General features: G+C 66.0%; 22 protein-coding genes. 12 read left to right on the top strand and 10 right to left on the bottom strand.

The features are described 5' to 3' along the window. Positions 1-25: 25 nt before the first annotated feature. The 5 genes from LDO14_RS06480 (at position 26) to LDO14_RS06460 (ending at position 5,448) form a co-directional block, all read left to right on the top strand. Positions 26-793, top strand: coding sequence for a DUF4245 domain-containing protein (locus LDO14_RS06480; protein ID WP_081620211.1), 768 nt, complete (start codon positions 26-28; stop codon positions 791-793). Positions 794-802: 9 nt separating this feature from the next. Next, positions 803-1,417 (top strand): carbonic anhydrase, encoded by a 615-nt coding sequence (locus tag LDO14_RS06475; protein WP_018770166.1) that lies wholly within the window; start codon positions 803-805, stop codon positions 1,415-1,417. Between the two features lie 87 nt (positions 1,418-1,504). Then, positions 1,505-2,932 (top strand): class II fumarate hydratase, encoded by a 1,428-nt coding sequence (locus tag LDO14_RS06470; RefSeq protein ID WP_018770167.1) that lies wholly within the window; start codon positions 1,505-1,507, stop codon positions 2,930-2,932. Positions 2,933-3,061: 129 nt separating this feature from the next. Further along, positions 3,062-3,727, top strand: a complete 666-nt coding sequence (locus LDO14_RS06465) for a TetR/AcrR family transcriptional regulator (RefSeq protein ID WP_018770168.1) — start codon at positions 3,062-3,064, stop codon at positions 3,725-3,727. After that, positions 3,724-5,448: an MDR family MFS transporter gene (locus LDO14_RS06460; RefSeq protein WP_223994438.1), complete on the top strand. Its 1,725-nt coding sequence runs from the start codon at positions 3,724-3,726 to the stop codon at positions 5,446-5,448. The genes LDO14_RS06465 and LDO14_RS06460 overlap by 4 nt, the downstream gene beginning before the upstream one ends. Before the next feature lie 22 nt (positions 5,449-5,470). On the opposite strand, the gene LDO14_RS06455 is transcribed toward LDO14_RS06460, so the two are convergent. Then, positions 5,471-5,941: an NUDIX domain-containing protein gene (locus tag LDO14_RS06455; RefSeq protein WP_018770170.1), complete on the bottom strand. Its 471-nt coding sequence runs from the start codon at positions 5,939-5,941 to the stop codon at positions 5,471-5,473. Positions 5,942-5,983: 42 nt separating this feature from the next. After that, a complete protein-coding gene (locus LDO14_RS06450) occupies positions 5,984-6,529 on the bottom strand; it encodes an A24 family peptidase (RefSeq protein ID WP_018770171.1) in 546 nt (181 codons plus the stop codon). Between the two features lie 59 nt (positions 6,530-6,588). Between LDO14_RS06450 and LDO14_RS06445 the strand changes: the two genes are divergently transcribed. Next, positions 6,589-7,389, top strand: coding sequence for a hypothetical protein (locus LDO14_RS06445; protein WP_026265915.1), 801 nt, complete (start codon positions 6,589-6,591; stop codon positions 7,387-7,389). A 36-nt stretch (positions 7,390-7,425) separates the two neighbouring features. Continuing rightward, entirely contained in the window at positions 7,426-8,073 is a 648-nt protein-coding gene (locus LDO14_RS06440) for a GNAT family protein (protein WP_056393480.1), read from the top strand. 357 nt (positions 8,074-8,430) lie between these two features. Here LDO14_RS06440 and LDO14_RS06435 read toward each other — a convergent pair whose 3' ends face one another. Together LDO14_RS06435 and LDO14_RS06430 are read right to left on the bottom strand one after the other, a co-directional pair. Continuing rightward, positions 8,431-9,849 carry a PhoH family protein gene (locus LDO14_RS06435; RefSeq protein ID WP_018770175.1) on the bottom strand — a complete coding sequence of 473 codons (1,419 nt, stop codon included), beginning with the start codon at positions 9,847-9,849 and terminating at the stop codon, positions 8,431-8,433. Positions 9,850-10,088: 239 nt separating this feature from the next. Then, positions 10,089-10,850, bottom strand: coding sequence for an isoprenyl transferase (locus LDO14_RS06430; protein ID WP_018770176.1), 762 nt, complete (start codon positions 10,848-10,850; stop codon positions 10,089-10,091). A 229-nt stretch (positions 10,851-11,079) separates the two neighbouring features. Here LDO14_RS06430 and LDO14_RS06425 point away from each other — a divergent pair, with 229 nt between their 5' ends. Then, positions 11,080-11,742: a hemolysin III family protein gene (locus LDO14_RS06425; protein WP_043425080.1), complete on the top strand. Its 663-nt coding sequence runs from the start codon at positions 11,080-11,082 to the stop codon at positions 11,740-11,742. Between the two features lie 41 nt (positions 11,743-11,783). Here the strand turns inward: LDO14_RS06425 and LDO14_RS06420 are convergent, their stop codons facing one another. Both LDO14_RS06420 and mca read right to left on the bottom strand, forming a co-directional pair. Further along, positions 11,784-12,125 carry a hypothetical protein gene (locus tag LDO14_RS06420; protein WP_056393479.1) on the bottom strand — a complete coding sequence of 114 codons (342 nt, stop codon included), beginning with the start codon at positions 12,123-12,125 and terminating at the stop codon, positions 11,784-11,786. A gap of 98 nt (positions 12,126-12,223) precedes the next feature. Next, positions 12,224-13,129 carry a mycothiol conjugate amidase Mca gene (mca, locus tag LDO14_RS06415; protein WP_018770179.1) on the bottom strand — a complete coding sequence of 302 codons (906 nt, stop codon included), beginning with the start codon at positions 13,127-13,129 and terminating at the stop codon, positions 12,224-12,226. A 128-nt stretch (positions 13,130-13,257) separates the two neighbouring features. Between mca and LDO14_RS06410 the strand changes: the two genes are divergently transcribed. Continuing rightward, the gene (locus LDO14_RS06410) at positions 13,258-13,716 is read left to right on the top strand and encodes a DUF4307 domain-containing protein (protein WP_134164548.1); all 459 of its coding nucleotides are present in this window, start codon (positions 13,258-13,260) and stop codon (positions 13,714-13,716) included. A gap of 152 nt (positions 13,717-13,868) precedes the next feature. Continuing rightward, positions 13,869-14,363: a transcription elongation factor GreA gene (greA, locus tag LDO14_RS06405; RefSeq protein ID WP_018770181.1), complete on the top strand. Its 495-nt coding sequence runs from the start codon at positions 13,869-13,871 to the stop codon at positions 14,361-14,363. Positions 14,364-14,496: 133 nt separating this feature from the next. Here the strand turns inward: greA and LDO14_RS06400 are convergent, their stop codons facing one another. The 4 genes from LDO14_RS06400 to LDO14_RS06385 are packed head-to-tail and all read right to left on the bottom strand — an operon-like array spanning position 14,497 to position 18,696. After that, complete coding sequence (locus tag LDO14_RS06400; protein WP_134164549.1) at positions 14,497-15,114, bottom strand: rhomboid family intramembrane serine protease; 618 nt, start codon at positions 15,112-15,114, stop codon at positions 14,497-14,499. Between the two features lie 9 nt (positions 15,115-15,123). Beyond that, entirely contained in the window at positions 15,124-16,362 is a 1,239-nt protein-coding gene (gene ilvA, locus LDO14_RS06395) for a threonine ammonia-lyase (protein WP_018770183.1), read from the bottom strand. Positions 16,363-16,365: 3 nt separating this feature from the next. Then, the gene (locus LDO14_RS06390) at positions 16,366-17,697 is read right to left on the bottom strand and encodes an AI-2E family transporter (RefSeq protein ID WP_223994437.1); all 1,332 of its coding nucleotides are present in this window, start codon (positions 17,695-17,697) and stop codon (positions 16,366-16,368) included. A gap of 36 nt (positions 17,698-17,733) precedes the next feature. Then, positions 17,734-18,696, bottom strand: coding sequence for an aldose 1-epimerase family protein (locus tag LDO14_RS06385; protein ID WP_223994435.1), 963 nt, complete (start codon positions 18,694-18,696; stop codon positions 17,734-17,736). Between the two features lie 98 nt (positions 18,697-18,794). On the opposite strand from LDO14_RS06385, the gene galT reads away from it, so the two are divergent. Both galT and galK read left to right on the top strand, forming a co-directional pair. Beyond that, positions 18,795-19,952: a galactose-1-phosphate uridylyltransferase gene (galT, locus tag LDO14_RS06380; RefSeq protein WP_134164551.1), complete on the top strand. Its 1,158-nt coding sequence runs from the start codon at positions 18,795-18,797 to the stop codon at positions 19,950-19,952. Then, the gene (gene galK, locus LDO14_RS06375; protein WP_223994432.1) at positions 19,949-21,139 is read left to right on the top strand and encodes a galactokinase; all 1,191 of its coding nucleotides are present in this window, start codon (positions 19,949-19,951) and stop codon (positions 21,137-21,139) included. Before galT ends, galK begins: the two co-directional genes overlap by 4 nt. Positions 21,140-21,225 lie beyond the last annotated feature (86 nt).

Here is a 21,225-nt window from a genome sequence, read left to right as displayed (position 1 = left end):
GGGCGGCCCATGACGCAACCGCGCAATGTGCACCGCAGCCCCCCTCGCGCCCCGGGACATGGCCGAATGGAAGTCCGGCTCCGGGATGGGCGACTATAGAGGGGTGAATGACATGCAGGAAGCCACCAGTCCCAGCTCCGGCCAGGCACAGCCCGAGGGCCGTTCCGGCCCCGCCGGCAGCAGTGCGGACACCCCGGTCAAGCCCGTCATTCCGGCGGCGGCCGCCAAGCGCGCCAACGCCTCCGTGATCGGCATGATCATTGCCCTGGTGCTCAGCATCGCGGCGTTCCTGCCCGTTGTCCTCATGAATCCCCAGCCCAAGGGCGATGGCTACCGGCCGGACATCGATGTTGCCTCGGTGGCACGCAACGCGGCGGATGTGGCGGGATTCACACCCATTGCCCCTGATACCGGCAATGCCTTCCGCCCCAACTACGCCCGGTGGGAAGCCGGCACGGGCAGCGGCGTGCCCACCTGGGAGGTTGGCTATGTGACCCCCAAGACGTCCTTCATCAGTTTGGTGCAGACCAGGAGCGCCAACCCCACCTGGCTCCTCCAGCAGACCAAAAACGCCCCCGTCACCGGCTCACGGAACGCCGGCGGCAAGGAGTGGGAACTGCGCGACACCGGCAAGGGTGAAAAGTCGATGGTGCTCAACTACAGGGGCAGTACCATCGTCCTCTCCGGCGCCGCGCAACTGGACGAATTCGCAACGCTCGCCGCCGCCGTCGTCAACTCCCTTGAAGGCAGTCCCGCCGTCACAGTTTCACCGTCGGGTGCGCCTACGCCGTAAGGTGGGGCCGTGACGACTAACCTGACTCCTGCACTGGCCTGGCGCCGCCTGCGCGAAGGCAACGAACGTTTCGTACAAGGCCAGTCCTCCCATCCGAACCAGAATGCCTCCCACCGCTCATCGTTGGTGGAGACACAGAACCCCTTCGCGGTGATCTTCGGCTGCTCCGATTCACGGCTCGCCGCAGAGATCATTTTCGACGTCGGCCTCGGCGACGTTTTCGTGGTCCGCACCGCCGGCCAGGTGATCGACGACGCCGTCCTGGGCTCCCTGGAGTACAGCGTCGGCGTGCTGGGTGTACCGCTGATCGTGGTGCTTGGGCACGACAGCTGCGGTGCCGTGACGGCCACCAAGGATGCCGTTGAGACCGGCGACATGCCTGCGGGGTTCATCCGCGACCTCGTGGAGCGCATCACACCCTCGGTCCTGACGTCCCTGCGGAATGACCAGCCTGAGGTCAACGACATGGTGGTGGAGCACGTCAAGCAGACATCGCAGCGGCTGGCGGACAGCTCGCGTGTGATTTCCGACGCAATCGAGGGCGGCCGCACCGCGGTCATCGGGCTCTCCTACCGGTTGGCAGAGGGCCGCGCCGACCTTGTTTCCGGAATCGGCGAGCTCTAGGACCCACGTGCCGGCGGTCCACTGGACCGCCGGCAAAGCTCCCTTAACGGTTTTCGATGGGGCGCCGGATCGCCATAAGCTAGCCCCATGACTTCCACTGAAGAGTTCCGCATTGAACATGACACGATGGGCGAAGTCCGCGTCCCCGTGAACGCACTGTACCGCGCGCAGACGCAGCGGGCAGTGGAAAACTTCCCCATTTCCGGCAAGACCCTTGAGCGAACCCACATCGAGGCGCTGGCGCGGGTCAAGAAGGCTGCCGCCCAGGCCAACGCAGAACTGGGCGTGCTCGACGGCGAGCTGGCCAAGGCGATTGCAGACGCTGCCGATGAGGTGGCCGCCGGCAAGTACGACGGCGACTTCCCCATCGACGTTTTCCAGACCGGCTCCGGCACCTCCTCGAACATGAACACCAACGAGGTACTGGCCGAACTGGCTACCCGCGCCCTGAAGGCCGCCGGCAGCGACAAGGTGGTCCACCCGAACGACCACGTCAACGCCTCGCAGTCCTCAAACGACGTGTTCCCCACCTCGGTCCACGTAGCTGCCACCTCGGCCCTGATCAACGACCTCATTCCCGCCCTGGGCTACCTTGCCGAGTCGCTGGAGCGCAAGGCTGTTGAGTTCAAGGACGTCGTCAAGTCCGGCCGCACCCACCTCATGGACGCCACCCCGGTGACCCTGGGCCAGGAGTTCGGCGGCTACGCCGCGCAGGTCCGCTACGGCATCGAGCGCATCAACGCTTCGCTCCCCCGTGTTGCCGAGGTTCCGCTGGGCGGGACCGCCGTGGGCACCGGCATCAACACCCCTGCCGGTTTCCCTGAGCGCGTCATCGAGCTGCTGGCAACGGACACCGGCCTGCCGCTGACCGAAGCCCGCGACCACTTTGAGGCGCAGGCCAACCGCGACGGCCTGATCGAGGCGTCCAGCCAGCTGCGCAACATCGCCATCTCGTTCATGAAGATCAACAACGATCTCCGCTGGATGGGTTCCGGCCCCAACACCGGCCTTGGCGAAATTGCCATCCCCGACCTCCAGCCGGGCTCGTCCATCATGCCCGGCAAGGTCAACCCGGTCATCTGCGAAGCGTCCATCATGGTCGCTGCCCAGGTCATCGGCAACGACACCGCCATCGCCTGGTCCGGCACCAACGGCGCCTTCGAGCTCAACGTGGGCATCCCGGTCATGGCCGCGAACCTGCTGGAGTCCATCCGCCTGCTGGCCAACACCAGCCGGGTCATGGCCGACAAGATGATCGACGGCATCACGGCCAATGTGGAGCGCGCCCGCTTCCTGGCCGAGGCCTCCCCGTCCATCGTCACCCCGCTGAACAAGTACATCGGGTACGAGAACGCCGCCAAGATCGCCAAGACCGCCGTCAAGGAGGGCCTGACCATCCGCCAGGCCACCGAGAAGCTCGGCTTCGTCGGCGACGGCGACGGCAAGGTTTCCGAGGCCGACCTCGAGAAGGCACTGGACGTCACCACCATGACGTCCCCCGCCCACAAGGCCTGACGAACCACCGCCCAAAAGTACGACGACGGCCGGTACCTTTCCTGCGAAAGGTGCCGGCCGTCGTCGTACTGCTATTAAGGCCTCTTTCATAAGTTGCACGGATAACTGAATAGTGCAAAACTTTACTCCATGAGTTTGAGTGCAAGTTCGGAGGGCCTCAGGGAGCGGAAACGTGCAGCCACCCGCAGCGCCATCACGTCAACCGCCCGCGCCATGACCGCCGAGCGGGGCCTCAACGGCTACACCGTGGAGGAAGTGTGCGACGCCGCCGGAATATCGCGCCGCACCTTCTTCAACTACTTCCCCACAAAGGAAGACGCCATCATCGGGCACGCCGAAGACGACATCCCGGCCGAAGCCATCGACGAGTTCGTTGCCGGCGGAGCAGACTCTCCCGCCGGCGAAATCTCCCCCACACTCTTTCGCGACCTCATCCGGCTCTCGCTCCGCCTGGCCGAGGGCATGTCAGCCTCCGAAGAGGAAACCCGGCAGCTGATTGGCGTCGTCCACAAGGAGCCCCAGCTCATCCTCCGCATCATTGGCGTCACGGAGCAGCGCGAAGCCCAGTTCGCCATGGACGTGGCCCGCCGCGAAGGAGTGGCCCCCGACCACCCCGTGGTGCAGATGGCCGTAGTGCTGCTCAGTACCATCGCCCGCAAGAGCAGCATGGCCTACTTCTCCGACGGCAACACCCGCAGTTACCCGGACCTGCTGCTGGCGAACATCTCCGCAGCCAGCGTCCTGTTTTCCCAACCCTTCGATATCCCGGACACTGCCGCAAAAGGACAACCATGAGCACCGCCACCACCAAGGCACCGGCAGGACCCCTGCTGCTGACGCAAAAACGCATCTGGATTATCTTCTCCGCACTGATCGCGGGCATGCTCCTCTCCAGCCTGGACCAGACCATCGTTTCCACCGCCATGCCCACCATCGTGGGCAAGCTGGGCGGCGTGGAGCACCAGGCGTGGATCACCACCGCCTACCTGCTGGCCACCACCATCGTGATGCCCATCTACGGCAAGTTCGGCGACATCCTGGGCCGGCGCAACCTCTTCCTGGTGGCCATCGCGCTCTTCACCCTGGCATCTGTTGGATGCGCACTGGCCACCGACTTCTGGGGCTTCGTCATCTTCCGCGCCATCCAGGGCCTGGGCGGCGGCGGCCTCATGATCCTGTCCCAGGCGATCATCGCCGACATCGTTCCCGCCAAGGAGCGCGGCAAATACATGGGCCCGCTCGGCGCCATCTTCGGGCTCTCCGCCGTAGCCGGACCGCTGCTGGGCGGCTTCTTCGTGGACCACCTCACCTGGGAATGGGCCTTCTATATCAACATCCCGGTGGGCCTTGCGGCCTTCGCCATTGCCTGGTTCGCCCTGACCCTTCCCAACAAGAAGGCAGAAAAGCGGATTGACGTGCTGGGCGTTGTGCTGCTGTCCGCGGCCACCACCTGCCTGATCTTCTTCACCGACTTTGGCGGCAAGAAGGACGAGGGCTGGGATTCACCCCTCACCTGGGCCTTTGGTGCCGGCCTGCTGGTTTCCGCCGCCGCTTTCGTGATGGTGGAGCGGCGGGCTGATGACCCCATCATTCCGCTGAGCCTGTTCCGGAACCGGATCTTCATCAATGCCACGGCCATTGGCTTCACCCTTGGCCTGGGCATGTTCTCCGCCATCGCGTTCGTCCCCACCTTCCTGCAGATGTCGTCCGGCACGTCGGCAGCCGAATCCGGTTTGCTGATGCTGCCGATGATGGCAGGCCTGATGGGCACGTCCATCTACTCCGGTATCCGGATCTCCAGGACCGGAAAGTACAGGATGTTCCCCATCCTCGGTGCCGTGCTCACCATGGCCGCCATGCTGTGGATGACCACGCTTGCCGCCAGCACCCCCATCTGGGTGATCTGCGTCCAGCTGTTCCTGTTCGGGGCCGGCCTCGGCCTGATCATGCAGGTGGTGGTCCTGGTGGTCCAGAACTCCGTTCCGGCCGACCAGATCGGCACCGCCACCAGCACCAACAACTACTTCCGCGAGGTGGGCGCAGCATTGGGCGTGGCGGTGTTCGGCTCGATCTTCACCACCCGCCTTTCGGAGGCCTTGACCAACGCTTTCACGGGGGCAGGTGCTACCGCTGAGCAGGCCGGGCAGTCCACCCGGACCCTGGACCCGCAGGCACTGAACCAGCTCCCGGAGCAGCTGCGTGACGCCATCGTAAATGCCTACGCCGACTCGCTGGCACCGGTGTTCTGGTACCTGCTCCCCTTCATCGCCGCGGCACTGCTCCTGGCCCTCACGCTGAAGCAAATTCCGCTCTCGGACACGGCCGGGATGGTGGCCCGCGGCGAGGCAGTGGGCGGCGAAGAAGCCGAGCGGCTCGCCGCCCACTGCCTCGCCGCGGCTCCCGCAGGCGCCGCCGGCACTAAGGCGGACACTGGACGGGACACTGATTATGACGCAGGTGGGCGCGGGGACCACGTGAAGGACGACGACGGCGAGCTGGTTTCGCCGGGCCGCTGACCGCCGTCGGATACCCGGTTTTTCAGGGCTCGAAGTGGACGGCTCCGGAGGGCGCCAGTGCCTGGCGGATGCTGGTGAGGTGGCCGGGCATGAGTTCGGGAAGGTCGTCCATGCTGAACCAGCCAACAGCCAGGGATTCGTCGTCATTGACCTTGGCTTCGCCGGAGACGTAACGGCACAGGAACACCACGTCCAGGAACTCGCAGATGTCACCGTTGGGATAGGTAACCGGCCCCACCGCGCCCACGGACACCACACGTTCCGCTTCGGCCACCACAGCTGTTTCCTCGAAGATCTCCCGGATGAGCCCCCGTGCAGGCTGCTCCCCCGGGTCCAGCATGCCGCTCACCAGCGCCCACTGCCCGTTGTCTGCCCGCTGGGCCAGCAGGATACGGCCCGCATCGTCCACCACGACACCCCGCACCCCGGGGACCCAGATGGGGTCGTTGCCGATCTTCTCGCGCAGCTTCAGGACGTATTCAGGTGCAGGCATACCGCCAGCCTATCGAACAGCCCGGGCAACATCGCAGGCAGCTCACGCGGGCAGCAGCATCGCGGCGGCGGCGCCGGCGAGCATGAACGGGCCGAACGGGATGGCGGACTTCAGGGTGCCCCGCCGGGCCGCCAGCAGGGCCAGTGACCACAAGCCGCCCAGCAGGAACGCCAGGAACGTGCCCGCGAACAGATGGCCCCAGCTGAGGTAGCCAAGGTACATTCCCAGCACTCCCGCCAGCTTGACGTCGCCAAACCCCATCCCCGGCGGATAGATGAACCGGAGGACAAAATAGAACAGCCACAGGATCGCGGCGCCGGCCACAACGCGGAGGGCAGGGATGGCCAGGATCCCGCCGGTGTTCCCTGCAGTCGGCATGGGACCGGCCCAGGCAACCGCGGCCGCCGCCAGGAGGAGCGCACCGGCCACCGCATAGGACGGGAAGACGATCCTGTTGGGCAGGAGGTGGTGCCGGACGTCGATAATGGTGAGCCGGACCGCCATCACCGCGAAGTAAAGGCAGGCCGCCAGTACCAGCCAGAAGGCCAGCGGGGTGTGCTGCCAGAGTTCGCCGAGTCGTCCGATCACCCCTCGGATGCTACTGGATCCACCATTCCGCCCGTAGCACCCCCGCGTAAAATGTGGATATGTCGACCTGGGACTCCCGGCGCCGGGCGGTTCCGGGCCCTCCTTCCGTCCCCGCGGACCTGGCCGCGATGTTCCGGAACCTTTGCCGGTCTTCCCCCTGGAAGTGGCAGGCGCTGCGTTTTGAGTACTGGGACCAGGCCTTTGCGTCAGCTCCCACGCCCGGTGCACCCTTCGTCCGTGCGTGGCTCCGCCGGCCGGGGGCGCTCCGCCTTGAAAGCCCCGAGGGCCTGGTCCTTCACAGCACCACAGGCATCAATGACTCCCGCGACGGCATCTACGTCAGCGCCACCCGTAAGTCCTGGCTGCTCCCTCCGCACCTGGTCACACCCGTGTACGACGACGCCGGACTGGTCCGCCGCCGGCCGGAAGCCGCCTACGGCGAGCCCGGGTTCGGAAATGGACGCTTTTCAGCCGCCCTGGACCCCGTGGAATTGGCCGGGAACGCCCCCGTGCCCATCGAGTTCCCGGGCAGCAACGCCCTGGACATCCGGGACACCCGCTTCGCCGAGCACGAAGGCCGGCCGGTTTTGGAGGCGGTGGTGGCCCCCAGCGCCGCCTACCGCCCGGGCGATCCTGCCGCCCCCCTCTGCCTTCCCGGAAGTTCACTCCTGCGGGTGGACATGGGTACCGGCGTCTGCGTATCCAGCCAGTCACTGGAGCAGGAAACCGGGGAGTATGGCCACTGGATCCGGATCCTCGCCGTGGATGAGTACATGCTCGATGACCTCTTCCTGGCACAGTCCATGAATCTCACCGACGTCCGCCGGCACATCAGCTGGGACATCGCCGCCAAGGCGTGACAACCCCGCATGCCACCGATCGGCTAGGCTTCGCGGATGACTACCCTGGGCTCCATCTGGCCGCTGTTCGACCTCACGCTGTCCACGCCGCGGCTGGAGCTGCGCCCCATCACCGACCAGGACATCCCCGCGGCCGTGGCGGCGGCCCGGGGCGGAATCCATGACGCCGGCAGGAACCCCTTCAGCACTCCCTGGACCGAGCTGCCCGACGAGGAGTTGGGCCCCAACATGGCCCGCTGGTACTGGCGCTGCCGGGCCGAATGCACGCCCGAAAGCTGGACGCTGCTCCTCGGCATCTGGCACGAAGGCCAGTTCGCCGGCTGCCAGGACGTTGGAGCCAAGGACTTCGCGGCCCTCAGGACAGTCACCACCGGATCCTGGCTCAAGCAGTCCGTTCAAGGCCGCGGCCTGGGCAAGGAGATGCGTGCCGCCGTCGTCCTTTGGGCCTTTGACTGGCTGGGGGCAGAAGTCGCCGAATCCGAGGCAGCCATCTGGAACAGCGCCTCCCTTGGCGTGTCCCGCTCCCTCGGCTACGAACTCAACGGCACCACCCGCAAAGCCTGGGGCCCCAAAATCGAAACACTCCAGCACGTCCGCGTCACCCCGGAGACCTTCAAGCGCCCCGACTGGGAGCTGAAAGTAGAAGGCCACGAGGCTGTGGCCAAGTTCCTCAAGGTCACCTGATTGCCTTACCGTGGCAGGATTCGTCCGCCCCGAGTCCTTCGCCGTCGCTTAGACACCTCCCGACGCATTGCTCCGTTCGGCGATGCGCTCCTCCACGAAGGACTCGAACCGGACGTGTGCCAGGGCGCGCCTTCTGAACACCTCCGGTAGGGATCCCGCTCGAGCGGGGCTGCGGTCCTTCTCGTAGGAGCGCATCGCGACGCATCGGCCGCCGGAGGTCGCCCAGCGACCGGAGACGGCCCTATGCGTTGTGTCTAAGCGACGGAGAAGGGCCGTGGCCCCGCGAAGCCAACCACTGCCACGCACGAAAAGGGCCGTGGCGGGACGAACCCGGCCACGGCCCTCAGCGAGGTGTCGCTAACCTTCCAGAAGTTCGGTGACCAGGGCGGCGATGGGCGAGCGTTCGGAGCGGGTCAGGGTGACGTGGCCGAAGAGGGGGTGTCCTTTCAGGGTTTCGACGACGGCGGCGATTCCGTCGTGGCGGCCGACCCGCAGGTTGTCCCGCTGGGCGACGTCGTGGGTGAGGACGATCTTGGAGTTCTGGCCGATGCGGCTCATGACCGTCAGGAGCACGTTCTTTTCGAGGGACTGTGCTTCGTCGACGATCACGAAGGCGTCATGCAGGGAACGTCCGCGGATGTGGGTGAGGGGCATGACCTCGAGCATGCCGCGGTCCATGACCTCCTCCACTACTTCCTGGCTGACCAAGGCCCCGAGGGTGTCGAACACGGCCTGCGCCCAGGGGTTCATTTTCTCGGACTCCGAACCTGGCAGGTAGCCCAGTTCCTGTCCGCCAACCGCGTAAAGGGGCCGGAAGACGATCACTTTGCGGTGTTCGCGGCGTTCCAGCACCGCCTCGAGGCCGGCGCAGAGGGCAAGGGCAGACTTGCCGGTGCCGGCGCGGCCACCAATGGAAACGATGCCGACGGCGGGATCCATCAGCATGTCGATGGCCAGCCTCTGCTCGGCGGACCGGCCGTGGAGGCCGAACACGTCGCGGTCGCCCTTGACCAGGCGCACCTGCTTGTCGGCGCCCACCCGGCCGAGCGCGGAGCCGCGGTTGGACAGCAGGACCAGCCCGGTGTTGACGGGCAGCTCGGCGGCCGCGGGGATGAAGACGGGCTCGTGGCCGTACAGGGTGGAAATCTCCTGTTCGTCCGCTTCGATTTCGGCAACACCCGTCCAACCGGAGTCCTTGACCAGTTCGTTGCGGTACTCGTCGGCGGTAAGTCCCATGGCGGACGCCTTGACCCGCATGGGCAGGTCTTTGGACACGACGGTAACGTTGCGTCCTTCGTTGGCAAGGTTTTTGGCGACGGCGAGGATGCGGCTGTCGTTGTCCCCGCTGCGGAAGCCCAACGGCAGCACCTCGGACGAGATGTGGTTGAGTTCCACCATCAGGGTCCCGCCCTCGTCGCCGATGGGAAGGGGCTGGTTCAGGCCGCCGTGCTTGACCCGGAGGTCGTCCAGGAGCCGCAGGGCTTTCCGTGCGAAGTAGCCGAGTTCGGGGTCATGCCGTTTGGCCTCGAGTTCGGTGATGACCACGACGGGAACCACTACCTCATGCTCGGCAAACCGCAGGAGTGCGCGCGGATCCGAGAGGAGGACGGAGGTGTCGATGACGAAGGTGTGGATGTCGGCTTCCCTTCCGGAGACAGCAAAACCGGCCGCAGCATCAGTTGCTGCGCCGGTTTCAGAGGTAGCTCGCTCGGCGCGAGAGGTAGCTTTTCCACCCAGTCCAAACAGGACCTCGGGCAGTTGTTCAGAAGTAGCCACATCGACTCCAGCCCCGGGCGCCAGCCCGGAATTGTTATTGGTGAGGCGGCTCGGCCAAGAGGCCGGGTCCGGCCTCCCATACAACCGGTGCGATGTTTCGCTCCATGTACTGGCCTCCCCGATCAGCCGGCGGTATTGCCTGCTGATGGATATAACGTAAATCCACCCGGGGTAATTTCCGCAACCATTACGCGGCGATTTCTCTTGCAGGTGTGTGAACTTGTTATGAACCGGGGGTTTCAGGTGCCAAAGCGCCGCTGGCGGCCGGCGTAGTCGCGCAGGGCGCGCAGGAAATCCACTTTGCGGAAAGCAGGCCAGAGGGCCTCGCAAAAGTAGAACTCGCTGTAGGCGCTCTGCCACATGAGGAAGCCGGATAGCCGCTGCTCCCCCGACGTCCTGATCACCAGGTCCGGATCCGGCTGTCCGCGCGTGTACAGGAAGCGTGAGATGTCATCAACGCACAGGTCATCGGCAAGCTTGGAGATGTCCATGCCCTTGGCGACGGCGTCGTGCAGGAGTTCCCTGACGGCGTCGACGATTTCACGCCGGCCCCCGTAGCCCACCGCCACGTTGACATGGATTTTTTCCCGGACGGGTGTCCTGGCGGTGAGCTTGTTAAGGCGCTCGGCCAGGTAGTCCGGGAGCAGTTCAGGTGCGCCCATGGCGTGTACCGAGATGTTGGCGTCCTCGTCCAGCCGGTCCAGGGTGTTGGCGATAATGCCCATCAGGAGGTCCAGTTCCTCGCTGGAGCGGTTCATGTTGTCCGTGGACAGCATGTAGAGCGTCACCACTTTTACACCGAGTTCCTGGCACCAGCCGAGGAATTCGTGGATTTTGTCCGCCCCGGCCTGGTGGCCCTGGCTGGTGGGTGCGTTGAACTGCTTGGCCCAGCGGCGGTTGCCGTCCACCATGACGCCGATATGGCGGGGGATCCGGTCGCGGGGAAGGTCCCTAAGCAGCCGGCGTTCGTAATAGCCATAGAGGAACCCGGGCAACTCCACGCGTCCACTCACCTGACTTTCCTGCCGTACGTACATCCACATCCTAGGCTACCGCCCGTGGCCGGCTGGCACGGCCAGTACCCCGGGAACATCAAAGCAGGGATGTTACCCGCGGGTAACTTACCGGCCCGTAAGTTATTCTGTTGGCATGAACAGCGACTCTCCGCACGCCTCCCGGGACCCCCAGCCGGAGGAGCGGAACACCGCCGCGGAACCAGGGCCCAGCGCCATGGATGACGCCGCCGTCCGCCTCGCGGAACTACTGATGATCAAGCCCAAGTGGCGGGGGTGGATCCACACGGTCACGGCCCCGCTCGCCCTTGCCGCCGGGATTATCCTGGTTGTCATTGCCCCCACCACGGACCGCCGGATCACGTCCGCCATCTACGCCGCCACAGGTGTTTTGCTCTTCGGCGTCAGCGCCGTCTACCACCGCGGCAACTGGTCCCCGCGCGTCAAGCTCGTTTTGAAGCGGCTCGACCACACCAACATCATGCTGGTGATCGCCGGCACCTATACGCCGCTGGCATGGACTCTCCTGGAACGCCAGCAGGCGGTGATCCTCCTGTGGGTCATCTGGTCCGGAGCCATCCTCGGCGTGCTGTTCCGGTTGCTGTGGACTGAAGCCCCCCGCTGGCTCTACGTGCCCATCTACATCGCACTGGGCTGCGGCGCGCTGTTCTACCTGCCGCAGTTCTTCCAGGCAAGCATCCCGGCGGCCGTGCTGATCTGCGTGGGCGGCGTCCTCTACATTGCGGGCGCAATTTTCTACGCGCTGAAGAAGCCAAATTTCAGCTACCACCACTTCGGCTTCCACGAACTATTCCATGCGTTCACCGTGCTCGCCTTCGCGGCACACTTCGCGGCGATCGCCATGGCAGTCCTCGACTAGAACCCCTTCACTCCGGAGCCGGCCCGGCCGAAGGGACAGCCCTATTCGCGCGGCTGCGGATGTCCCCCGGCACTGCCGTTTCCGTTGGCATCGGTAGCTTCCGGAGGCGTCCCGCCGTCGCGCCCGTCCTGGACGTCCGCGGCGTCAACATCTGCGGCAGCTGCAGCGGCCAGGCGCTCTTCCTCCACCTGGGCCCGGTAGCGCACCCTGCGGATCCGACGCACCATATCCACAATGAGCAGGGCAGTCGCCACGACGAAGAACGCCGTCATGATGAACCCCAGCAGGCCCGGCGTCACCTGGTCCTCGGAAATCCCCTCCCGCAGTGTCGGAGTAGGCAGCGGGGTCGGCGTAGTGGCGAGGCTGAGGAGCAGAGATTGCACGGTTAATACCTTCTGGTGGAGCGGATGCAGCAGGAAGCGGACGGGACCGGCCGTCGCCGCGCCTGTCTTCTACGCAAGATAGAAATAGCCTGCCGTGTCTATCTTAGCCCGGCGAACAGGTCCTTCTCGGGGAGCTCGGAGGGCACCCTGGAATGGATCAGCGAATAGTCCTCCCACGGCCAAACCCGGCGCTGCATGTCGGGCGAAACGGCGAAGAAGAACCCCAGCGGGTCCACCTGCGTCCGGTGCGCGCGCAGCGCATCGTCGCGGACTTCGAAAAAGTCCCCGCAGTCAATCTGGGTGGTGGTGGGGTGCGCGGCCGGCGGCGGGGTGTGCCCCTCGGCGTCGGACTCCAGCCAGGCGGCCAGGCGCTCGGCGTACGGTGACTGCAGCCCTGCCTCCTCCAGCGCAAAGTGCAGTGCCCGGAACCGCTCAGGGCTGAAGGCGCGGTCGTAATAGAGCTTGCCTGGCTCCCATGGCTCCCCCGCCTCCGGATAGCGTTCGGGATCGCCTGCGGCCTCGAAGGCTTCCACGGCCACCCTGTGCGCCATGATGTGGTCCGGGTGCGGGTAGCCGCCGTTCTCGTCATAGCTGAGGATGACGTGCGGCTTGAAGGAACGCACCAGCCGCACCAGGGGCGCCGCGGCCTGGTGCAGGGGCAGGGTGGCGAACGATCCGGTGGGGAGCGGCGGCAGCGGGTCGCCTTCGGGAAGGCCCGAGTCCACAAATCCAAGCCACCGCTGGCGGATCCCGAGGATGGCGGCAGCCTGCTGCATCTCCAGCCTCCGGGCACCGGCCATATCCCGCTTGGGGTGGGGTTCGTCTTCCACCGCAGGATTTTGGATGTCGCCGCGGGAACCGTCGGTGCAGGTTGCCACCAGCACGTCCACACCGGCAGCCGCATACATGGCCATGGTCGCAGCACCCTTGCTTGATTCGTCATCCGGGTGGGCGTGGACCGCGAGCAGCCGCAGCGGCACCTGGGAGTTGCTGGACGCTGTCATGGAGGGGACGGCTCCTAATTCTTCTTTTGCGGCTCGTGGCAGCTTTCGGATGGTGTCGCGGGTGCGCTGCCTCGCCGGCAGCTGCAGCCGCCGCAAAGCGCCGGCGGAAAGGGAACTAAACTGGTCTGGTGACTTCCCCGGACCAGCCGGCCCGCCCCGCGCCCGCAGACACTAGCCTAGCCAATCGGTATGGTGCTAAAAAGCGCCGGCTCTCCCCTAAGGCCACCCGGGCCGCGATCGGCCTGGCGCTTGCCGCGGGAATCGGGTTCCTGGCGTGGGTGACCACATCGAATTCGCTCTCCGGAGTGACGTTCAAGGACGTGGGTTACAGCACCACCGATGCCACGCTCGCCGAGGTGGACTTCCAGGTGACGCGGGAACCGGGCAAGCCCGTGAAATGTGCCGTGAAGGCGCTGGATTCCAAGTTCGCTGTGGTGGGCTGGAAAGTGGTGGACATCCCGCCTTCGGTGGCGGATGGAACGGCCGACGGCGGCAGGACGGTGGCCCAGCGCGTCACGTTGCGCACGGAGTCGGAGTCGGTATCGGGCGTGGTGGACAGCTGCTGGATTCCAGCCGGGGCGTCCTGAGCAGTGTGACGTGGAACGCTTCCCTGTTGGGTTATCTCCAGAGGATTGACTACAATGGGGAGATACCTTTACCCCGCTGAGCTGGTTGCTGTTCCACAAGTGGCCACCGTGGCGGGGTCTTTTGCATTGTAGGACCACTAGAGGAGAAGTCCGTGTCTACCACCAACAGCGCATCTGCAGCCTGGCTCACCCAGGAAGCTTTTGACCGCCTGAAGGCAGAGCTGGACCACCTTTCCGGCGCTGGCCGGGCGGAGATCGTCCAGAAGATTGAAGCAGCGCGGCAAGAGGGGGACCTCAAGGAAAACGGGGGCTACCACGCGGCCAAGGAGGAGCAGGGCAAGATTGAGGCCCGCATCCGCCAGCTGACGGCACTGCTCCGGGATGCCCATGTGGGTGAATCGCCTGCCGATGACGGCATCGTGGAGCCCGGCATGATCGTGGTGGCCAGGATCGCGGGCGACGAGGAGACCTTCCTGCTGGGTTCACGTGAGATCGCGGGCGACTCAGACCTGGATGTCTTCAGTGAAAAGTCGCCGCTTGGCGCTGCCATCCTGGGCCACAAGGAGGGCGAGACCCTCAGCTACGTGGCGCCCAACGGCAAGGACATCAAGGTGGAGATCCTCTCCGCCAAGCCCTACGCCGGCTAGCTCCGCGCATAGCTTTGTACGCGCAGTGCTCCGTAACAGGACAGCGCGAAACCGGGAAGCGGTGGCCCTCCCCCCAGGGGACGGCCACCGCTTCCCGTTAAGGCCTTGTGCCGGGCCTACTTCAGGCCGGCTGCTATAACTTCGCCGGCATCCCAGACGCGCGCGGACGAAGCAGCAGCGCCGCCACCACGCCGCCGGCGGCCCCGCCAAGGTGCGCCTGCCAGCTCACGTATCCGGACACGAACGGCAGGGCGCCCAGGAGAATGCTGCCGTAGCCCATGAAAAGGACCACTGCGAGCAGGACCTGGCGCCAACTGCGGTTGAAGAAGCCCCTGACCAGCAGGAACGCAAAGAGCCCGAACACCAGGCCTGAAGCGCCCACGGTGATGCCGTTCCCGATCAGCCACACCGTCAGCCCGCTGCCGAGCCAGCTGAAGGCAAGGGCGGTGAGGAACACGCGCAACCCGGAGAGGAACACCAGGAAGCCGAAGACGACCAGGGGCAGGCTGTTGGAAAGCAGGTGGTTCAGGTTGGCATGCAGGAGCGGGAAGGTGAAGATGTCCAGCAGCCCGTCGGCACTCCTGGGCCGCAGGCCGAAGGTCCGGGTGAGGGCCCCCATCATCAGTGTGTTGACCACTTCGATGGCGAACAGCACAGCCACAAAGCCGCCCAGCACCACCAACCCGCCCTTCGCGCGGGACGCGATGGCCTGCCGCCCGGGGAGGCGTCCGTTGCCCGTCAGTCCTGCCAAGGCCCGTTCCTAGTGCACGACGATCGGCTGGAAACCCTCGGCACGGAGTGCGCTGAGGACCTGCTCACCGTGCTGGTGGCCCTTGGTTTCCAGGTTCACGGTGATGGAGACGTCGCCCATGCTGATGGAGCCTCCCACCCGCGTGTGGTCCAGGCCGGTGACGTTGGCATCGTTTTCGGCAATGATGCGGGCAATGGTTGCCAGTGAGCCGGGGCGGTCATCAAGCATCATCCGCACCGTCATGTAGCGGCCTGCGGCGGAGAGGCCGCGCTGGATCACCTTGAGCATCAGCATGGGGTCGATGTTTCCGCCGGAGAGCACGGCCACGGTGGTTCCCGGGTTCTCGATCTTGCCGTCCATGAGGGCTGCAACGCCCACCGCCCCTGCAGGTTCAACCACCATCTTGGCCCGTTCCAGCAGGAAGATCAGGGCGCGGGCCAGGGAGTCTTCACTGACGGTGACCACATCATCCACCAGCTCGCGGATGATGCTGAAGGGCAGCTGCCCCGGACGCCCCACGGCGATGCCGTCCGCCATGGTGGAAACCTTCTTCAGCGGCACCAGCGCGTCGGCGGCCAGCGAGGGCGGGTAGGCGGCGGCGTTTTCCGCCTGGACGCCAATGATGCGGATCTCCCGGCCCAGTTCCCTGGCGCGGGCCTTGATGGCAACGGCGACCCCTGCCAGGAGCCCACCGCCGCCCACACCCATGAGGATTGTGTCAACGTTGGGGACCTGCTCGAGGATTTCCAGGCCCACGGTGCCCTGGCCGGCCACCACGTCCACATTGTCGAACGGGTGGACGAAGACCATGCCCGTTTCGTTGCTGTAGCGCTGGGCTTCAGCGAGCGCCTCGTCCACGTTGTGCCCGTGCAGGACCACTTCGGCGCCATGGCTGCGGGTGGCGGCGAGCTTGGGCAGTGCCACGCCCAGCGGCATGTAGATCCGGGCCTTGATGCCCAGGCTCTTGGCGGCGACGGCAACGCCCTGGGCGTGGTTGCCGGCGGAGGCTGCCACCACTCCCCGCTTTTTCTCGTCCGGGGAGAGCCGCGCCATCCGGACGTAGGCCCCGCGGACCTTGAACGAGCCGGCGCGCTGCAGGTTTTCGCATTTGAAATAGACGTCGCCGCCTACCATGGTCCCCAGCGCCCGCGACGATTCCACGGGAGTGCGCGCGATAATCCCGTCAAGCAGCTTCTGCGCCTCAAGGACATCGTCCAGTGTGACGGGAAGGGTTTCAAGGATCTTCACGGACTACTCTCCTCTGGGTTCTGCCCCGATGCCTTCCGGGGAGGAATCACGGGCATCGCGGTGTTCGGCTGGAGTGCCGGACGCCGCGTCCTTCCCCGCGCCAGGTACAGACGGCGGTTCAACGTCCTTGATGGTGTTGTCCCCGCCTGCTCCGGCCGTGATGGGCTTCCCGGCAATTACCGGCACCTGTTCATGTTCCCACGTTCTTGCGGCGATGTAGCGAACAGCCGAATTTGCTACGGCCAGGATGGGTACCGAGAACAGCGCTCCGGGGATGCCGGCAAGGTAGGAACCGGCCGCAACGCTGAGGATCACAGCCACCGGGTGTAGCGAGACTGCCTTGCCCATGACCAGGGGCTGCAGGATGTGGCCTTCAAGCTGCTGGACCAGCAGGACGATGGCCAGCATGATCAGGGCGTTGATGGGGCCGTTGGCCACCAGCGCCAGCAGGATGGCCACGATACCGGTCAACAGGGCGCCCACCACCGGGATGAAGGAGCCGAGGAAGACCAGCACGCCCAGTGGAAGCGCAAGCGGGACTCCGATAATGGCGGCGCCCACGCCAATGCCGAGCGCGTCCACTGCCGCGACGAACATCTGGATGCGCGCGTAGCTGACCATGGACGCCCAGCCCCTGCGGCCGGCGCCGAAGGTGGCGGCCCGGGCTTTGCGCGGAAGCATCTTCACCAGGAACGCCCAGATCCTGTCACCTTCCAGGAGGAAGAAGATCAGGATGAACAGCGACAGCAGCATGCCGGCAGCGAAGTGCCCCGCGGTGCTGCCGAAGGACAGGGCGCCGCTGAGGATGCTGCTGCTGTTGTTCTGCAGCGCGTCGGTGGCTTCCCTGATGTACTGGTCGATCTGGGCGGCCGTGAGGTGCAGGGGGCCGGCAGAGAGCCAGTCCTGGACCTGCCGGACGCCTTCAAGGGCCTGGGAATAGAGCTCGCCGAATCCCACCGCCAATTGCCTGCCCACCAGGGCCAGGGCACCGACAATGACACCGATGAACCCGAGGACCGTCACGGCGACGGCTAGCCCAGCAGGCAGCCCGTGCCGCTTCAGCCACACCGTGACCGGGCTCAGGAGACCGGCGAGGAGGGCGGCCACCATAATCGGGATGATCAGGAGGGTGATGTGGCTGAGCAGCCAGACCAGCGTCCCCACCATCAGGAGAATCAGGCCCAGCCGCCACGACCAGGACGCCGCTATGCGGATGCCGTAGGGTATGTCCTTGTCCAGCTCACGGTCCGTCAGGACCCGCAGCGGCGCAGCGGAGGCGGGCGCCGGCGCTGAAACCGGGCGGGCCAGGGTAACGTCGTCCTCGTTAGGCGTCATATGCCAATACTTCCCCAGCTGCGGCCCGATGGGAAACTAGTCCCCCGCCGCGCCGGGCTTGTAGTCGATGCCCCATTGCATGCTGAAGGACTCCCCCGGAGCCAGCCACCGGAGACCGTCGCCGGAGTTGAACGCGTTGGCCGGTCCCGTCATCGGCTCCACCGCCAATGCACGGCTACGGCCCGGGTACACCGTGCTCACGAAGATGTGGACGTAGCGGCAGGCCTCGTCCTGCCACAGCGACACCTCCCCGCCGTCGGACGCCGCGAGGGTGTGCCGCGCCTTGCCCCCTTCGAAGCTGAGGTCCGTCAGGGCCACGTCCACCGCCAGGTCCGCGATGTGCCGCCCGGACCGAAAATCCACATCCCCGGCTACAGGGGCCGAACTGCGGGGAATCAATCGCTCATCGGTCACCAGTTGGGTGCCGGCGGCAACGGTCAGCTGCAGTTCCTCAACCGGGGTGTCACCAAGCCGCAGGTAGGGGTGGGCGCCCAGAACGAATGGGGCGGCCGCCGCCGAGTCGTTCGTGAGGGTCTGCCTGACCTGCAGCCCCAGGTCTTCCGAAAGCCGGTACTCCACCCTGTGGCGCACCAGGAACGGATAGCCGTGCTGCGGGAAAACTGTGGCCTCCAGTGCCACGGCGTCCTGCGACTCCGCAACCGCCGCGTAGCCGGTATTCCGAAGCAGGCCATGGCTGGCGTTGTTGCGGGACACTTCGGTGATGTCCAGCTGCTGCTTCCGGCCGTCGAGGAACCAGACCCCGTCCTCCACCCTGTTGGCCCAGGGCGCCAGGGTGATGCCTGCCCCACCGGGGGCGATCTGATCATCGCCGTAGGTTTCGGTCAGCAGGACCCCGCCCCGGCTGAAGGAGCGGAGCCCTGCAGCGAGCTCCGTGACCACGGCGACGGCGTCGCCCCGGCGAAGCTCGTATTGCCGGCCGGTGGCGCAGGACAGGGCGGATGAGCGGGTGGAGGTTCCGTGTTCGGAAGAGGCTGTCATGGGCATTACCGTACATGGCACGAATGGCCCTTCCATCCCCCTTTGTTACTTTTTGTTGTTAACTATTCATTCTTGATCGTTTATGCAAGACTTTTTGTATGACAGGGATTACCAGTACCAGACTCTCCGATGGGCGGGAGCTGATCTACTTCGACGATGACAGCACCAGCACGTCACGCGCCGGGCACCTCACCACCGACCACCGCGGCCTGCCCCCTCGCGGGGAGCCGGGCGAGGTGCGCTTCGATGCCCTGACGGACGAATGGGTGGCCGTCGCCGCGCACCGCCAGGCCCGCACCCACCTGCCGCCGGCAGACCAGTGCCCCATCTGCCCCACCACGCCCGCCAACGCTTCCGAGATCCCTGCCCCGGATTACGACGTTGTGGTCTTCGAAAACCGGTTCCCCTCGCTGGGACCGGCCCTGGGGCCCGTGCCTGACAACGCCGCATGGGGAACGAAAGGCCCGGCGTACGGCCGCTGCGAAGTAGTGTCGTTCACCCCCGACCACACCGGGTCCTTCAGCGGCCTCAGCGGGGAGCGGTCCCGTACGGTGATCGAGGCCTGGGCGCAGCGTACCGCTGCCTTGAGCGCCATGGCCGGCGTCAAGCAGGTGTTCCCGTTCGAAAACCGCGGCGCGGACATCGGCGTGACACTGCATCACCCACACGGGCAGATCTATGCCTACCCCTACATCACCCCGCGGGCCGGCACCCTGGGGGCGGCCGCCCGGAAGTACTACGACGCGCAGGACGGCAGGGACACCCTGACCGGTTCCCTGCTGAGGGCCGAACGGGAAGACGGCAGCAGAATGGTCCTCGAAGGCACGCATTTCAGCGCCTATGTGCCCTTCGCGGCCCGTTGGCCGCTGGAGATCCACCTCGTCCCCCACCGCCGGGTGCCGGACCTGGCTGCACTGGGCGGAGAGGAAAAGGACGAGCTGGCACACGTCTACCTCGACCTGCTCAAGCGGGTGGATGCCCTGTACCCCACGCCCACTCCCTACATCTCCGCCTGGCACCAGGCGCCGCTGGATGACTTCCTCCGGCCGGCGGGCTACCTCCATCTTCAGCTCACCTCCCCGCGCAGGGCGGCCGATAAGCTGAAGTACCTGGCCGGCTCCGAAGCGGCCATGGGCGCTTTCATCAACGACACCACCCCCGAAATTGTGGCGGAACGGCTGCGCAGTGTTGCGGTCCCGCCGTCGTCCGTGCCTGCCGCCGCCAGGGCGGCCACCCCGGAAGGAGCTTCCGCGTGAGCACCCAGGATCCGGCCAAGGCCGCGCCCGCATCCGCACCCGCCGCCCAAAGTCTCGGCGCCCGCTTTGAACTCGAGTTCGGAGGCGCTCCCGACGGCATCTGGCAGGCACCGGGCCGGGTTAACCTCATCGGCGAACATACGGACTACAACGAGGGCTTCGTCCTCCCCTTCGCCATCGACCGCACCGCCCGGGTGGCCATCGCGGCCCGCCAGGATTCAACCGTGCGGCTCCTGTCCACGTACGGCGACCAGGGCGTGGTCACCACCACCCTCGGCACCCTGCGGCCGGGAACAGCGAAGGGCTGGACCAAGTACCCCCTCGGCGTCATGTGGGCCCTCCGGGAGCGGGGCATCACCGTTCCCGGGCTGGACCTGCTCCTGGACTCGAACGTCCCGCTCGGTGCCGGCCTGTCGTCGTCGCACGCCATCGAATGCGCCGTCGTCACGGCGCTCAACGACCTCACGGGTGCCGGGCTGTCGGCCCAGGACATGGTGCTGGCAACCCAGCGTGCGGAGAACGACTTCGTGGGTGCGCCCACCGGGATCATGGACCAGTCAGCGTCCCTTCGCGGCTCGAAGGGCCACGCCGTCTTCCTGGACTGCCGGGACCAGAAGGCAAGCCTGGTTCCTTTCGAGACCGAACCCGCAGGCCTGGTGCTCCTGGTGATTGACACCAAGGTGTCGCACTCCCACGCCGACGGGGGCTATGCGTCACGCCGGGAATCCTGCGAGCTTGGGGCGGAAGTGCTGGGGGTTAAGGCACTGCGGGACGTCGAGGTGGCTGACCTTGAGGAGGCAAGCGGCCTGCTGGATGAGGTGACGTTCCGCCGGGTGCGGCATGTTGTCACCGAAAATGACCGCGTGCTCCAGGCCGTGGAGCTTCTGGGCGGCCCCGGTCCCAGCGCCATCGGTCCCCTGCTGGACGCCAGCCATGCCTCCATGCGCGATGATTTTGAAATTTCCTGCCCGGAATTGGACTTGGCCGTGGACACCTCGCGGGCCCATGGGGCCACTGGTGCCCGCATGACCGGGGGCGGCTTTGGCGGAGCTGCGATTGCGCTGACCCCGGTGGACGCCGAGCAGAAGGTGCGCGCCGCCGTCACCCAGGCTTTTGCCGACGCCGGCTTCAAGGCGCCGGACATCTTTACCGTTTCCCCTGCCGCCGGCGCCATGCGCATTGCCTAGGGACGCCGCGGCAGCCTGATGCCGTCAGCCCTTAACGGCCGTGGGCCCCACCAGTCTGGTGGAGCCCACGGTTGTTGGTTTACGAC

The sequence above is a fragment of the Arthrobacter sp. NicSoilB11 genome (genome assembly GCF_019977375.1).
Lineage (GTDB): Bacteria > Actinomycetota > Actinomycetes > Actinomycetales > Micrococcaceae > Arthrobacter.
The sequence above is the reverse complement of the archived record's forward strand: the minus strand, read 5'-3'. Positions and strand labels throughout refer to the sequence as shown.